Here is a 13,517-nt window from a genome sequence, read left to right as displayed (position 1 = left end):
GGCTCAGATTGCCTTGCCGGGGTTCAGGATTCCCTGCGGATCGAACACCTTGCGGATGGAGCGCTGGAGTTCCACCGAGATGCCGCCGAGTTCATCCTCGAGCCAGTCGCGCTTGAGCAGGCCGACGCCGTGTTCCCCGGTCAGGGTGCCGCCCAGTCGCTGTGCCAGGTAGAACATGTCGCCGAGGGCCTTTTTGGCCGGTCCTTCCGTGATGGACTGGTCGGGTTCGACGACGATCATCGGGTGCAGGTTGCCGTCCGCCGCGTGTGCCACGTTGAAGATCCGTACCCCCGTCTTCCGGGAGATGTCCTCCAGTCCCGCGAAGACGTCTGCCAGCCGGTTCCGCGGCACGCCGATGTCGCAGATGGACACCCGGCCCATTTTCTCAAGGGACGGAATCGCTTCCCGCCGGGTGGCCACGAGTGCATCCGCTGCGGCCGGATCCACGGCTTTCTCGACGTGGCTGGCGAAGGGTGCAATGGCCTTGAGCAGGACGTCCTGCTCAAGGAACGCGCCGTAGCCGTCGGTCTGCGCCAGCAGGAAGGCCCCGCCCTTGGACCGGTGGTTGGTGCCGTGCACGGTATCGACGGCTTCCAGCGTGGGGCCGTCCATGAGTTCGAGCACCGAGGGCTGCAGCCGGGCCGCGATGATGGCGGAGGCGGCCAGCGCGGCGGCGTCCACATCCGGGAAATAGGCGGCGACGGTGGCGGTCTGGACGGGCCTGGGCCGCAGACGGAGCGTTGCTTCCACCACCACGCCCAGCGTTCCCTCGGACCCGATCATCAGTGCATTCAGGTCGTATCCCGTGACGCCCTTGATGGTGTTCCGCCCGGTCCGCAGCACCCGGCCGTCGGGCAGGACCACGCGGAGGGCGAGCACGGATTCGCGGGTCACCCCATATTTTGCGCACCACATTCCGCCGGCATTGGTGGCGATGTTGCCGCCGATGGAGCAGATCGCCGTGCTGGCCGGGTCCGGCGCATAGAAGAGTCCATGCTCCCCCGCGGCAGCATTCACCTCCGCGTTGAGGACGCCGGGTTCAACCACTGCCAGCTGCTCCACGGGGTCGATGTGCAGGATCCGGTTCATCCGGGCCAGGTCAAGGACCACTTCGCCGGCCTGGGCCGACGCTCCGGCGGCAAGGCCCGTTCCGGCTCCCCGGGGAACCACCGGGACGTTGTGGGCCGCGGCAAGCTTCATGGTTGCCACCACCTCTTCGGCACTGGTGGCATACACGACGCCGTCGGGAAGGCTGGGTGGTACGTACCCGGAACGGTCCGTGCTGACCCTGGCCCGCTCCTCCGGGTCCGTTGAGGCGTGGGTGCTTGCAGCGAGGAGCGCGGCCGATGCTGTGACAGCTGTAATTGTGCTCATGGGAAGGAAACCTCTTTGTGTTCTGGGGTGGGTTCTCGGGGCACCCGGTCCGGCGGAACCGCTCCGCCCGGCCGGGTGCCCGGTGTGCAAAGGTGCCGCCGGCTAGGGGACCATCCAGCCGAGGACCGGGGTGGACTGCAGGACGATGAGCACCGTGATGAGGGCCAGCAGGGCCAGGCTCCAGCCGATCAGCTTGCGGAACAGGGTGCCCTCGGCGCCTTCCAGCCCCACCGCGGCGGAGGCGACGGCCAGGTTCTGCAGTGAAAGCATCTTGCCCATCACGCCGGCGGAGGAATTGGAGGCGGCCATCAGGACCGGGGAGAGGCCTGTCTGCGCGGCGGCGGTGGCCTGCATCTGCCCGAAGAGGGAGTTGGACGAGGTGTCCGAGCCGGTGAGGGCCACGCCGATCCAGCCGATCAGGGGTGAGAGGAAGGCGAAGAAGCCGCCGGCGGACGCGAGGGCGAGGCCCAGGGAGGTGGTTTGTCCAGACAGGTTCATGACGAAGGACAGGGCCAGGACGGTGGTGACCGTGAGGATGGTCCAGCGCAGCTGCTTCAGGGTTTCCCAGTAGATGCGCAGTCCCTGGGCTGCCGACAGGCGGTACAGGACCATGGTGATGAGGCCGGAGACCAGAAGCAGGGTGCCGGTGGCTTTGAGGTGGTCGAACTTGAACTTCTGCGCGGCAACATGCTTCCCGCCGGCGTCCACGACGTCCAGGCCCGGCCAGGCGAAGCTCACGCTTCCGTTGGCGCCCAGCCAGTCCTTGATTCCAGGCATCTGGGCGACGGAGAAGATGGCCATGATGATCAGATAGGGCGCTATGGCCATCCAGATTTCCCGGCGGTCCGGCCGCTCCGCGGTGCTGGGCGGCACCGCGAGCCGGGTGGTCGCAGCCGCGGAGACGGCCTCGGTCACCGACGCGGATGCCGGTACCCTTGCCGATCCGCGGCCGGATGATGACGGGCCGGATGGGCGGTCTTCCTCAAGACGGTCTTCCTCGAGACGTTCTTCCTCAAGACCGCCTGATCCGCCGGCCTGCCCGGACATATCGATGATCTCCCGCGGCTGCCAGACACGGAGCATCAGCAGCACGGCGGCCACGGTAGCCACAGCAGCAACGACGTCGGTCAGTTCCACGGCGATGAAGTTGGACGTGATGAACTGGAAGATGCCAAAGACTGCGCCGGCCACCAGTGCAACGGGCCAGGTCTGCTTGAGGCCGCGTTTGCCGTCCACGATGAAGACGAGCAGCAGCGGCACGATGAGGGCGATGAAGGGGGTCTGGCGGCCGGCCATCGAGGACAGGTCGTGCAGCGGCAGGCCGGTGACGCCGTTCAGGGCGATGATGGGTGCGGCCATGGCGCCGAAGGCCACCGGCGCGGTGTTGGCCAAGAGCGAGACGATGGCGGATTTCAGCGGCTTCATGCCCGCGGCCATCAGCATCGCAGACGTGATGGCCACCGGGGCACCGAAACCGGCGAGCGATTCGAGGAGCGCGCCGAAGCAGAAGGCGATCAGGATGGACAGTATCCGCAGGTCGTTGGAGATGGAGCGGATGGTCCGGCCCAGGGCATCGAACCAGGGCGTGGCCACGGTGAGTTTGTAGAGCCAGAGCGCGTTGATGAGGATCCACAGGATGGGGAACAGGCCGTAGAAGGCTCCTTCGGCCGTGGCGCTGATGACCTGGTCCACAGGCATGCGCCAGACCATCAGGGCCAGGATGATGGACAGCGCCAGGCTGGCGATGGCGGCCTTGGCCGCTTTCACCCGGAAGACGCCCAGCAGGACAAACAGGAGAATCAACGGCAATGCCGCGCAGAGTGCGGACAGGCCGAGTGAACCCCAGAGGGGGTCCACGACTTGCTGGTAAGTGCTCACAAAAAACTCCTTTGTATTTGGAGCGGGGAGGGTGGGGCGCGATGGAGAAGGGGGTCGAACGCCGAACGGGAAATTCCACAATGTGAGATAGAGATATTGCCTCGTGGACCACACTGTATGTATTGGTCTGACCGATAGTCAACGGTCTGACCGATTTATCTGAAACCCTTGTTTTTTCATCTTGCAGAACCTAATGTCCGTATCGTGAAACTTCCCGAAAGGACTATGCAATGCCCCTGACCCGAACTGCTGACCTGCCCTTTGACCGCGCCGCGGAGATCCTGACCCCGGAAGCCCTCGAGTTCCTGGCCGCGCTCCATGGACGTTTCGCCGCCGAACGCGATGCCCGCATTGCTGCACGGCAGGAGCGCCGTACAGCAGCAGCAAAAACCGGAACCCTGGACTTCCTGCCGGAGACAGCAGCCGTCCGCGAGGGCGACTGGACCGTTGCCTCGGCGCCGCCGGCCCTCCAGGACCGTCGGGTGGAAATCACCGGCCCCTGTTCCCCGGCCAAGATGGCCATCAACGCCCTGAACTCGGGTGCGAAAGTGTGGCTGGCAGACCTGGAGGACGCCAGCTGCCCCACATGGTTCAACGTCATCGACGGCCAGCTCTCGTTGTACGACGCCGCACGCGGAACTTTGGCCTACACGTCCCCCGAGGGCAAGACGTACGCCCTTCGCACCGACGAGCCCACCGCCGTCGTCATCATGCGCCCCCGCGGCTGGCACATGGAGGAGCGGAACCTGGAATTCGACGGCAGGCCGGCCATCGGCGCCCTGGTGGACTTTGGACTGCACTTCTTCCACAACGCCAAGCAGCTCCTCGAGAACGGTCACGGCCCCTACTACTACCTGCCGAAGATGGAAAGCCACCTCGAAGCCCGGCTGTGGAACGACATCTTCGTTTTCGCCCAGGACGCCCTCGGCATCCCGCAGGGAACCATCCGGGCCACCGTCCTGGTGGAAACCATTCCCGCGGCCTTCGAGATGGACGAGATCCTGTATGAGCTCCGGGACCATGCCTCCGGGCTCAACGCCGGGCGCTGGGACTACCTGTTCAGCATCATCAAGTACTTCCGCGATTCCGGTTCACGATTCACGCTGCCCGACCGTGCAGCGGTATCGATGACCGTTCCCTTCATGCGTGCCTACACCGAACTGCTGGTCAAGACCTGCCACCAGCGCGGCGCCTTTGCCATGGGCGGGATGGCAGCCGTCATTCCGAACCGCCGCCAGCCGGAAGTCACCGAACAGGCGTTCGCAAAGGTGAAGGCTGACAAGACCCGCGAGGCAAACGACGGCTTCGACGGCTCCTGGGTTGCCCACCCGGACCTCGTTCCGATCTGCATGGAGGTCTTCGACGAGGTCCTGGGAGACGCCCCCAACCAGGTGCAGCGGACCCGGCCCGAGGTCCACGTCACCGCCGAACAACTGCTCGACATCGAGTCGGCTCCCGGCGACGCCACCGAGGCCGGTCTCCGCGGGAACCTGTACGTTTCCGTCGCGTACACCGCAGTGTGGCTGTCCGGAAACGGGGCCGTGGCCATCCACAACCTGATGGAAGACGCCGCGACGGCGGAAATCTCCCGGTCGCAGGTCTGGCAGCAGATCCACAACAGGGTGGTCTTCGCAGACACCGGAAACACGGCAACCCGCGAACTGGTGGAGCGGTTGCTGGCCGAGGAAACGGAAAAGCTCCGGGGCGAGGTGGGCGAGGAACTGTTCAGCCGGTACTACGCGCCGGCGTCCCGCATCATCTCGGAGATCTGCCTTTCCGAGGACTTCACCGACTTCCTCACCACACCGGCCTACGAGGTACTGGAATCAGAAGTGGCGGCCCGGTAGGGGCACCTGCCCCAACGGTTAAGCGGCTGGAGGTCCGGCGCCCATGCGGCGGCGGACCTCCAGCCCCATCGGTTGCTCCGTAGATGCCGTTTTAAGCAACGAAAAGGACAATTAGGGAGCAATCGATGATCAGACGGGCTCACTCAACTCGGCCGGTGAACTTCGGCTGCCGCTTCTCCTGGAACGCCCGGAAACCCTCGGCGTAGTCCTCGGTCCTGCAGAGGCGCGCCTGCTCCTCGTTCTCCTCCTGCATGGCCTGCCACAGGCCCAGGCGCTGGTCGCGAATGTGCGCCACCAGCTCCTTCGACGCCACGAAAGCGCCGGTGGCACCGGCAGCAACCCGCGAGACGATCTCCCGCGTGGACTCCAGCAAAGAATCGGCAGGCATCGCCCGGCTGAACATCCCCTGCGCCACGGCCTCGGCTCCCGAGATCAGGTCCGCCGTGTAGATCAGGTCCAGCGTCCGGTGCATTCCCAGCCGCTCCGTGAAGTACCAGTGCGCGCCCGAATCCAGCGTGGCCCCCAGCTTGGCGAACGGCGACCCGAACTTCGCGTTCTCCGCCACGTACACCACGTCCGTGGCCAGCAGCAGCCCCAGCCCCACGCCCAGGCACGCGCCCTGCGCGGCCGCAAACGTCGGCGCCGGAAAGGCAGCCATCTTCTTCAGCAGCGGCTCCACCAGCCCGCCCAGGTACGCCGCGGCGTCGTCGTTCTCCGGGGTGACCCCCGCGATGTCCCGGCCCGCGCAAAAGGCCCTGCCCTCTCCCCTCAGCAGCAGCGCCCGCACCTCACCGCGGAAGGCGGCGGCAGCAGCGTCGTCGTACGCCTTGCCCAACTCCTTGAGCGCCTGCTCATCCAGCGAGTTCAGCTTCTGCGGTGCGTCCAGCACTACCTCGGCGATGCCGTTGCTGATGGAAAGGGAAATCATGAAGCTCCTTCTTGAAGAAAAGACTTAGACGTCGAAGTCGACCGTGACTTCCTTGCTGGTGGGGTGGCTCTGGCAGGTCAGCACGTAGCCCTTGTCCAGCTCATCCTGCTCCAGCGCGTAGTTTTCGTCCATGGTGACGCTGCCGGTGACCACCTTGGCCCGGCAGGTGCCGCACACTCCCCCGGCGCACGCGAACGGCACGTCCGGGCGCACCCGCAGCGCCGCGTTGAGGATGGACTCGCGGGCGTGCGTGGGGCTGGCCACCTCGCCCTGCAGGCCGTCCAGCTTGAACGTGATCTTGTACGTCTCCTTGGACTCGTCCACGATGACGGGCCGGCCGGCGTGCCCTTCCGGGCGGTCCGGCTTGCCGGACGTGAACAGCTCGAACCGGATGTTCTCCGGCTTCACCCCGCGCTCGGCCAGGGTGTCCCGGCACAGCTGCACCAGCTCGAACGGCCCGCACAGGAACCACTCGTCCACGTCGTCCGCGTGCAGGGCGGTGCCCAGGAGCTGCTGCAGCTTTTCGGCGTCGATCCTGCCGGACAGCAGCGGCGCGATCCGCTGCTCGCGGCTCAGCACGTGGTGGATGGCCAGGCGCTGCGGGTACTTGTCCTTCAGGTCCGCCAGCTCCTCCAGGAACATCACGTCCATGGCGGCCTTGTTGGCGTAGATCAGGTCGAACCGGGTGTCCGGGTTGGCTGCCAGCAGCGTCCGGGCGATCGCGATCACCGGGGTGATCCCGGAACCCGCGGCGATGGCCACGAAGTTCCCCGGTTCACCCGCGAGATCTTCCGGGTGGTTCATGGAGTTCATGACGTTCTGCTCCACAGCCACCCCGTCCCGGCCGTGCTTGGACACGAACGCGCCCATGGGGCTCATCACGTCCAGGGTGTCCCCCGCCTTCAGCTCGGCGTTGGCCCACGTGGAGAACAGCCCGCCCAGGTCCTTCTTGATGGCCACGCGGATCTCGCTGGTGCCATCCGCGAAGCTGCGCGGCTCGGCGCAGATGGAGTAGCTGCGGCGGATTTCCTTCGGCTCGCCGGTCTCATCCGGCAGCGTGGTGCGCAGGGCCACGTACTGGCCGGGCAGGTAGTCGAACTTGCCGGCGAGCTCGGCCGGCACATGGAAGCTGACCTCGATGGCATCGTCGGTGAGCCGGCGCACCTCCTTCACCTCGAGGGTGTGGAAGGACGGACGACGGCGGCCGGTTGCCTCAGCCTCTTCGGCGGCGGTCTGGCGGACAACAGTCATGGTGGTTCCTTACAGGACTTTGAAGTAGTCGAACGGTTCCTTGCAGTCCTGGCACACATAGAGCGCCTTGCAGGACGTGGAACCGAAGCGGGTGAGTTCCTTGGTGTTGAGGCTGTTGCACTGCGGGCACTTCACGGCCATCGTCAGCCGGATGGCACCGGTGTGGCCGCCGGCCCGGGAGTGCCCGGTGGGGGGCGCGATGCCGTACTCCTGCAGCTTGGCCTTGCCGGCCTCGGTCATCCAGTCGGTGGTCCAGGCCGGCGAGAGGACGAGGTCCACCTGGACGTCCTCGTAGCCTTCTTTGGCGAAGGCCTTGTAGAGGTCGTCGCGGATGGCGTCCATGGCGGGGCAGCCCGAGTACGTGGGGGTGATGGTGACCCGCACGCCTCCGTCCGTGCCGACGTCGACCTTCCGCAGGATCCCCAGGTCCGCGATGGTGAGCACCGGGATCTCCGGATCCACGACCGTGGCCGCGATGTCCCAGGCCTGCTGCTCGGCCGACTGCTGCGGCGCCGCCGCAGCCTTCACCTCGAAGTCGCCCACGTAGATGTCCATGACGGTCACCAGCTCGCTCCGGGATGCTCGCGGGCCAGCACCTGCATCTCCGCGAGGATGTAGCCCAGGTATTCCGAGTGCTTGCCGTACCGGCCGCCGCCCGGGGCTGCGGGCACGTCCGGGACCTCCAGCTCGGCCTCGTTGAGGACGTCCGCGATGAGTCGGTCAAAGTCTTCGCGCAGGCTGGAGGGCGCGACGGCGGCACCCGCCTGGGCGAGGCGCTGCGTCAGGTCATCATCCTGGAACAGTTCGTTGACGTACGGCCACATGAGGCGCAGGCCGTGGATCATCCTGGTGCGGGATTCCTCGGTGCCGCCGGCCAGGCGCAGGATCCACTGGGCGCTGTGGTCGCGGTGGTAGTCCACTTCCTTCACGGCCTTGGCGGCGATCGCGGCCAGGGTGGCGTCCGTGGATTCGGTGAGGCGGCGGTACAGCTCGTACTGGTAGTAGCTCACCACGAACTGGCGGGCGATGGTGGCCGCGAAATCGCCGTTGGGCTGCTCGAACAGCTGGACGGAGCGGAACTCGTGCTCGCGGCGGAAGTAGGCCAGGTCGTCCTCGGACTTGTCCCATGCTGCTCCCGCGTAGGTGAGGAAGCTGCGGGCGTGGCCCAGCTGGTCCAGGGCGATGTTGCCCAGGGCGATATCCTCCTCCAGCTCCGGGGCCCGGGAGATCCAGTGGCCCAGCCGCTGCGCGAGGATCAGGGCGTCATCGCCGAGCCGCAGGGCGTACTCAGCAATATCTTCTGTCGGCTTGACGAGGCCGGTCTTGACCTCGAGGGCGATGTCCTCGGGGCGGAGGGCGTTGCCGGGGGTGATGCGGGTGGCGGAGGCGTTGGAGTCGCCGCCGGCCACGCCGGTGGAGATGTCGCCGTGGCCTGTGGTTTCTGTTGCTTCGGGGGTGCTCACAGGTGCTTCACTCCCTCGCTCTTGGTGTAGTACGTGGCGTGGCGGTAGTCCTTGCCCTGCGGGGACTCGAAGAAGGAGCCCTTGGAGTCGGGGTCGCTGGCGGCGATGGCGTCAGCCGGGACCACCCAGATGGAGACGCCCTCGTTGCGGCGGGTATAGAGATCGCGCGCATTGCGGAGCGCCATGGCGGCATCCGGCGCGTGCAGGGACCCGGCGTGGACGTGGCTCAGGCCCCGGCTCGACCGGACGAAGACCTCCCAGAGGCCCCAGGTGGAGCGGTCGTGGTGGTCCACCGCCGGGCCTGCCTCGGGGGCTGCCTCCACTTTGGGGCTGGCGTTGGGGGCTTCGCGGTTGATTTCGGTGGCGGAGCTTGCGGGTGCGTCCGGGTTGCCGTGCGGGCTCATGCTGCGTATTCCTTCTGCTGCTTTGCTGACTGTTTTGCTCGCTGCTTGTCCGCATACGCGGCGGCTGCCTCCCTAACCCAGGCGCCGTCGTCGTGCGCTGCCCTTCGCCGCTCAAGGCGCTGGGCGTTGCAGGGACCGCGGCCGGCGAGGACTTCGTGGAACTCGTCCCAGTCCAGCGGGCCGTGCTCCCACTTCCTGGTGTCCTCGTTGAAGCGGATCTGGTCGTCGGGGAGGGTGAGGCCCAGGACGCGGACCTGCTCCACCATCATCCCGACGAAGCGGCTGCGGAGTTCGTCATTGCTGAACCGCTTGATGTTCCAGGCCATGGACTGCTTGGAGTTGGGGGAATCGTCGTCCGGCGGGCCGAACATCATCAGGGCCGGGGCGTACCAGCGGTTCACGGCGTCCTGGGCCATCTGCTTCTGCTCGGGGGTGCCGTTGGAAAGTTCCAGCAGGATCTCGAAGCCCTGGCGCTGGTGGAAGGACTCTTCCTTGCAGATGCGGACCATGGCGCGGCCGTATGGGCCGTACGATGCCCGGCAGAGGGGGACCTGGTTGCAGATGGCTGCGCCGTCCACCAGCCAGCCGATGGCGCCCATGTCCGCCCAGGTCAGAGCCGGGTAGTTGAAGATGGACGAGTAGCGGGCCTTGCCGGCGATGAGGTCGTCCATCATCTTGTCCCTGGACTGCCCCAGGGTCTCGGCGGCCGAGTAGAGGTAGAGCCCGTGGCCGGCCTCGTCCTGGACCTTGGCCATGAGGATGGCCTTGCGCTTCAGGCTGGGGGCGCGGGAGATCCAGTTGGCCTCCGGCTGCATGCCGATGATCTCCGAGTGCGCGTGCTGGGAGACCTGGCGCAGCAGGGTCTTGCGGTAGGCGGCGGGCATCCAGTCGCGGGGCTCGATACGGGAGTCCTCGGCGATGATCCGGTCGAAGTGCGCCTGGCCTGCGGCGTCCTCCTCGGGGGTTAGCTCAGCCGGCACTGACTGCAAGTTCTGCGCTGCCATGGTTGCTCCTATGCAAAGACCTGTCGGGCGGCTCGGAATTATTTACCGACCGTTCGTTCAGGATATGCGGAGCCGCGGGCGGGCGTCAAGCTTCCGTGTTCCTGTTCTCCCCCCTCCTCCTGGTGCGCGCTTGCCTCTCCGCGCCCCGCACCTTCGATTTCGACGCGCATGTTCCTCTCCGCAGCCCATATATCCAGGGCGGGAACGAACATCCGGGTCGAGGAGGAATTTGCGCGTCGCCATCCTGCTCTCCGCCGGACCGCCGTCGCCCGTTCCTGCCGCCCCTCCTCCCCTCCTCCGACGCCCCCTCACGTCCAGCGGGTTTTCCACAAACGGGCCGCATCTCCCGCAGCTTTCCCACAGAGCTCCCCGGACTCCCCCATTTGCTGCCGGACGGCGGCCTAGCATGGGCCCCGTGGTTCCCGGCTTCCAGGTTGGAGGAATGGTGGACGGACGAGTTGCGCTTGCGGGCATGGCCGCCGGTGCCGCCCTGCTCCTTTGCGCGGCCACCGGGTGCACCCCGAACGGAGCCAAGGAGCAGGTTGCAGGCGGCTCCGTCAGGGTTGTGGTGATCGGGGACTCGCTGAGCACCGGGTTCGGAACCTCCGCGGATGAGGCCTGGCCGGCCCTGCTGAAGTCGGTGCCGCTGCTCAACAACCGGACCATGCAGGTCACCAATGCGGCCGAGAACGGCAGCGGATACCTGGTGACCGGCGAGCACGGCGACACGTTCAGGGAGGAGGTCCAGGACGCGGTTGGGCCGGACACGGACGTGGTGGTGTTCTTCGGGTCCGACAATGATGAGGGGACAGATCCGGAGGCGCTCCGGGCGGCCGCAGTCTCCACCTTCGCCGCCGCTTCCGCCATTGCTCCGAAGGCGGTGCTCGTGGCTGTGGGTCCGCTGTCCGGCAGCGACGAGCCGGATCCGGAACTGACCGGCGTCCGCGACTCAGCCGCTGCCGCCGCACAGGACATGGACGTGCCGTTCATCGACCCCATCGCCGACGCGTGGCTGGCTGGCCGCGCCGACGTTCTGTTGGGACCTGACCGGGAACATCCCAGCGTCGCCGGCCAGGAGCTCCTGCGGGACAAGATGCGGGCAATCCTGAGCTCGGCGGTCCAGGGCTGAGCCGTCCAGGGCGGAACTGCGGATGACCTGCGGGAACCCCTCTTGCCCGCGCTGGAAGCCCGGCGCTAGCTTGGTGCTACCTAAAGCAGACTTGGGCATGGGGGGAAATTTGGCAGGCTGGTGGCGCAGTTCGCGGATGTTGCCCGGGCGGAGGAAAGCCGCCGCCATGGCCATTGCCCTTCTCACGGCCACCGCGCTCGCCGGCTGCATCCCCGGGCCCAAGCCCCCGCCTGAGCGGAGTGTGCACTTCACCGCCGTCGGGGACATGGGCATGCAGGACGGCGCCAAGGCCGTGCTGGACAAGATCAAGGAGCTCCAGCCCGAGTTCAACTTCCACCTGGGCGACCTCTCCTACGGACAGGGCACCGAAGAGGAGTTCTGCAAGATGGTCACCGACAAGCTCGGGGACCTCCCCTTCCAACTCGTGGCCGGGAACCACGAAAGCAACGGCGAGGGCGGCCACATCCGCAACTACGTCAAGTGCCTGCCCAACAAAATGCCGGGGCTGGAGGGCGAATACGGCACGCAGTGGTACATCGACATTCCGCAGGAGAAGCCCCTGGTCCGACTGATCGCGGTGTCCCCGGGAATTGCCTTCGACCAAGGCGACCTGGACTACTCCGAGGACAGCAAGCGCTGGCAGTGGACCGAGGACGCGATCGACGGCGCCCGCACGGATGGCATCCCCTGGACCGTGGTGGGGATGCACACCGTGTGCTTCAGCATGGGCGAATACAGCTGCGAGGCCGGCCGGGCGCTGACCGACCTGTTGATCGAAAAGAAGGTTGACCTGGTCCTCACGGGCCACGAGCACATTTACCAGCGGACGTTCCAGCTGGGCATGCCGAACGACTGCTCCAAAGTCCTGGCCCGGGGGAAGTGCGCGGTTGACGACGACGACTCGTTCGCCAAGGGCGCGGGAACGGTCTTCGCCACCTCAGGCCTGGGCGGCAAGAGCATCCGGGACATCAACACCCAGGATTCGGACAGGCCCGTTTTCGCGGCGTGGTCCGGGAGCAACAAGGATCCCGCCTACGGGACCCTTGACATCAAGCTGACCGGCTCCCGGATGGACGTGAAGTTCGTTCCCGCGGAGGGGTACAGCTTCACGGATTCGTTCAGCATCGCGAAGTAGGCTGCCGGTTTCCACCCGTCAGCTTCTGCTTCGTGCATTCCTGCCCAGTTACTGCTCCAACCCGCCACGAACGACGGCGGGCCACCGTTTTTTGATGCGAACGGCGGTAGGTAACTGGGCCGGAACGCACACCGGGTGCGCCCTGAAACCAAGGGAGGGACTCGCAAACCCTCCCTTAAACGCCCAGACCCACATAGCGTGAGGGCATGGTTATGGAACTCACCCTCAACAACGGCGTCACGATGCCCGCGCTCGGCCTCGGCGTCTTCCAAAGTCCGCCGGAAGAGACGACGACGGCCGTCCAGACCGCGCTGGCCACCGGCTACCGGCACATCGACACCGCCGCCGCGTACGGCAATGAGCGCGAGGTGGGCGAGGGCATCCGCCGGTCCGGCCTGCCGCGCCAGGACGTGTTCATCGAGACCAAGGTCTGGGTCAGCGACTACGGCTACGACGAGGCACTGCACGCATGGGACAAGGCCGTGGGCAAGCTCGGTGTGGAGCAGCTGGACCTCTTCATCCTGCACCAGCCGGCGCCGGACCGGTTCGACAAGACCCTCGAAGCGTACAAGGCCCTGGAAACCCTGCTGGAGGACGGGCGAGTCCGGGCCATCGGCGTCAGCAACTTCATGCCGCACCACCTGGAACAGCTGCTCCAGGCCACGGATGTGCTCCCCGCCGTCAACCAGGTGGAGCTGCACCCCTATTTCGCCCAGCCCGCAGTCCAGGCGGCGAACGCCGAGTACGACATCCTCACCCAGGCCTGGTCGCCGATCGGCGGCATCACGTTCTACCCCGGCTGGGGCGAGAACCGCAAGAACGTCATGCGGGACCCGGTGATTGCCGGCGTCGCGCATGCCCACGGCAAGACCCCCGCCCAGGTGATGCTGCGCTGGCACCTGCAGCAGGGCCGCTCGGCCATCCCCAAGTCCACGAACCCGGCGCGCATCGCGGAGAACTTCGACGTGTTCGACTTCGAGCTCACCGCCGCGGAGCTCGCCGCCATCGACGCCCTGGACACCGGCGTCCGCAGCGGGCCGGACCCGGACGTACCCCGCCCGGAGCGGTTCGCCATGGTCATCCCCGAAGCCGAAGGAGAGTAGC

The 13,517-nt window shown here is 66.6% G+C and carries 12 protein-coding genes; 4 read left to right on the top strand and 8 right to left on the bottom strand.

From position 1 onward, the window contains the following. Positions 1 to 3: 3 nt before the first annotated feature. Positions 4 to 1,374, bottom strand: coding sequence for an FAD-binding oxidoreductase (locus K4G53_RS13690; protein WP_221386236.1), 1,371 nt, complete (start codon positions 1,372 to 1,374; stop codon positions 4 to 6). A gap of 102 nt (positions 1,375 to 1,476) precedes the next feature. Continuing rightward, positions 1,477 to 3,252: an L-lactate permease gene (locus tag K4G53_RS13685; RefSeq protein ID WP_221386235.1), complete on the bottom strand. Its 1,776-nt coding sequence runs from the start codon at positions 3,250 to 3,252 to the stop codon at positions 1,477 to 1,479. A gap of 230 nt (positions 3,253 to 3,482) precedes the next feature. On the opposite strand from K4G53_RS13685, the gene aceB reads away from it, so the two are divergent. Next, entirely contained in the window at positions 3,483 to 5,099 is a 1,617-nt protein-coding gene (gene aceB, locus K4G53_RS13680) for a malate synthase A (RefSeq protein ID WP_221386234.1), read from the top strand. A gap of 139 nt (positions 5,100 to 5,238) precedes the next feature. Here the strand turns inward: aceB and K4G53_RS13675 are convergent, their stop codons facing one another. From K4G53_RS13675 to paaA, 6 genes are read right to left on the bottom strand one after another with little or no spacing between them, the layout of a single operon-like run. After that, entirely contained in the window at positions 5,239 to 6,027 is a 789-nt protein-coding gene (locus K4G53_RS13675) for an enoyl-CoA hydratase/isomerase family protein (protein WP_221386233.1), read from the bottom strand. Positions 6,028 to 6,051: 24 nt separating this feature from the next. Then, positions 6,052 to 7,278 carry a 1,2-phenylacetyl-CoA epoxidase subunit PaaE gene (gene paaE, locus K4G53_RS13670; protein WP_221386232.1) on the bottom strand — a complete coding sequence of 409 codons (1,227 nt, stop codon included), beginning with the start codon at positions 7,276 to 7,278 and terminating at the stop codon, positions 6,052 to 6,054. A 9-nt stretch (positions 7,279 to 7,287) separates the two neighbouring features. After that, positions 7,288 to 7,833, bottom strand: coding sequence for a 1,2-phenylacetyl-CoA epoxidase subunit PaaD (gene paaD, locus K4G53_RS13665; protein WP_221386920.1), 546 nt, complete (start codon positions 7,831 to 7,833; stop codon positions 7,288 to 7,290). Positions 7,834 to 7,838: 5 nt separating this feature from the next. Next, positions 7,839 to 8,741, bottom strand: coding sequence for a 1,2-phenylacetyl-CoA epoxidase subunit PaaC (gene paaC / locus K4G53_RS13660; protein ID WP_221386231.1), 903 nt, complete (start codon positions 8,739 to 8,741; stop codon positions 7,839 to 7,841). After that, a complete protein-coding gene (gene paaB / locus K4G53_RS13655) occupies positions 8,738 to 9,145 on the bottom strand; it encodes a 1,2-phenylacetyl-CoA epoxidase subunit PaaB (protein ID WP_221386230.1) in 408 nt (135 codons plus the stop codon). Before paaB ends, paaC begins: the two co-directional genes overlap by 4 nt. Next, positions 9,142 to 10,149 carry a 1,2-phenylacetyl-CoA epoxidase subunit PaaA gene (gene paaA, locus K4G53_RS13650; protein WP_221386229.1) on the bottom strand — a complete coding sequence of 336 codons (1,008 nt, stop codon included), beginning with the start codon at positions 10,147 to 10,149 and terminating at the stop codon, positions 9,142 to 9,144. The genes paaB and paaA overlap by 4 nt, the downstream gene beginning before the upstream one ends. Before the next feature lie 445 nt (positions 10,150 to 10,594). Between paaA and K4G53_RS13645 the strand changes: the two genes are divergently transcribed. From K4G53_RS13645 to K4G53_RS13635, 3 genes are all read left to right on the top strand, one after another. Beyond that, positions 10,595 to 11,278 (top strand): SGNH/GDSL hydrolase family protein, encoded by a 684-nt coding sequence (locus K4G53_RS13645; RefSeq protein ID WP_221386228.1) that lies wholly within the window; start codon positions 10,595 to 10,597, stop codon positions 11,276 to 11,278. A 166-nt stretch (positions 11,279 to 11,444) separates the two neighbouring features. Continuing rightward, positions 11,445 to 12,413 carry a metallophosphoesterase gene (locus tag K4G53_RS13640; protein ID WP_260323600.1) on the top strand — a complete coding sequence of 323 codons (969 nt, stop codon included), beginning with the start codon at positions 11,445 to 11,447 and terminating at the stop codon, positions 12,411 to 12,413. A 212-nt stretch (positions 12,414 to 12,625) separates the two neighbouring features. Beyond that, positions 12,626 to 13,516 carry an aldo/keto reductase gene (locus tag K4G53_RS13635; protein WP_221386918.1) on the top strand — a complete coding sequence of 297 codons (891 nt, stop codon included), beginning with the start codon at positions 12,626 to 12,628 and terminating at the stop codon, positions 13,514 to 13,516. The last annotated feature ends 1 nt before the right edge of the window (position 13,517 follow it).

It is taken from the genome of Arthrobacter sp. MAHUQ-56 (assembly GCF_019710585.1).
Lineage (GTDB): Bacteria > Actinomycetota > Actinomycetes > Actinomycetales > Micrococcaceae > Arthrobacter.
Note: the sequence above shows the minus strand (reverse complement) of the source record. Positions and strands in the feature narration are given on the sequence as shown.

Coding starts and splice junctions, on each gene's coding strand:
- K4G53_RS13690 (WP_221386236.1), bottom strand. CDS start 1,374: ATGAGCACAATTACAGCTGTCACAGCATCGGCCGCGCTCCTCGCTGCA.
- aceB (WP_221386234.1), top strand. CDS start 3,483: ATGCCCCTGACCCGAACTGCTGACCTGCCCTTTGACCGCGCCGCGGAG.
- K4G53_RS13675 (WP_221386233.1), bottom strand. CDS start 6,027: ATGATTTCCCTTTCCATCAGCAACGGCATCGCCGAGGTAGTGCTGGAC.
- paaE (WP_221386232.1), bottom strand. CDS start 7,278: ATGACTGTTGTCCGCCAGACCGCCGCCGAAGAGGCTGAGGCAACCGGC.
- paaD (WP_221386920.1), bottom strand. CDS start 7,833: ATGGACATCTACGTGGGCGACTTCGAGGTGAAGGCTGCGGCGGCGCCG.
- paaB (WP_221386230.1), bottom strand. CDS start 9,145: ATGAGCCCGCACGGCAACCCGGACGCACCCGCAAGCTCCGCCACCGAA.
- paaA (WP_221386229.1), bottom strand. CDS start 10,149: ATGGCAGCGCAGAACTTGCAGTCAGTGCCGGCTGAGCTAACCCCCGAG.
- K4G53_RS13640 (WP_260323600.1), top strand. CDS start 11,445: ATGGCCATTGCCCTTCTCACGGCCACCGCGCTCGCCGGCTGCATCCCC.
- K4G53_RS13635 (WP_221386918.1), top strand. CDS start 12,626: ATGGAACTCACCCTCAACAACGGCGTCACGATGCCCGCGCTCGGCCTC.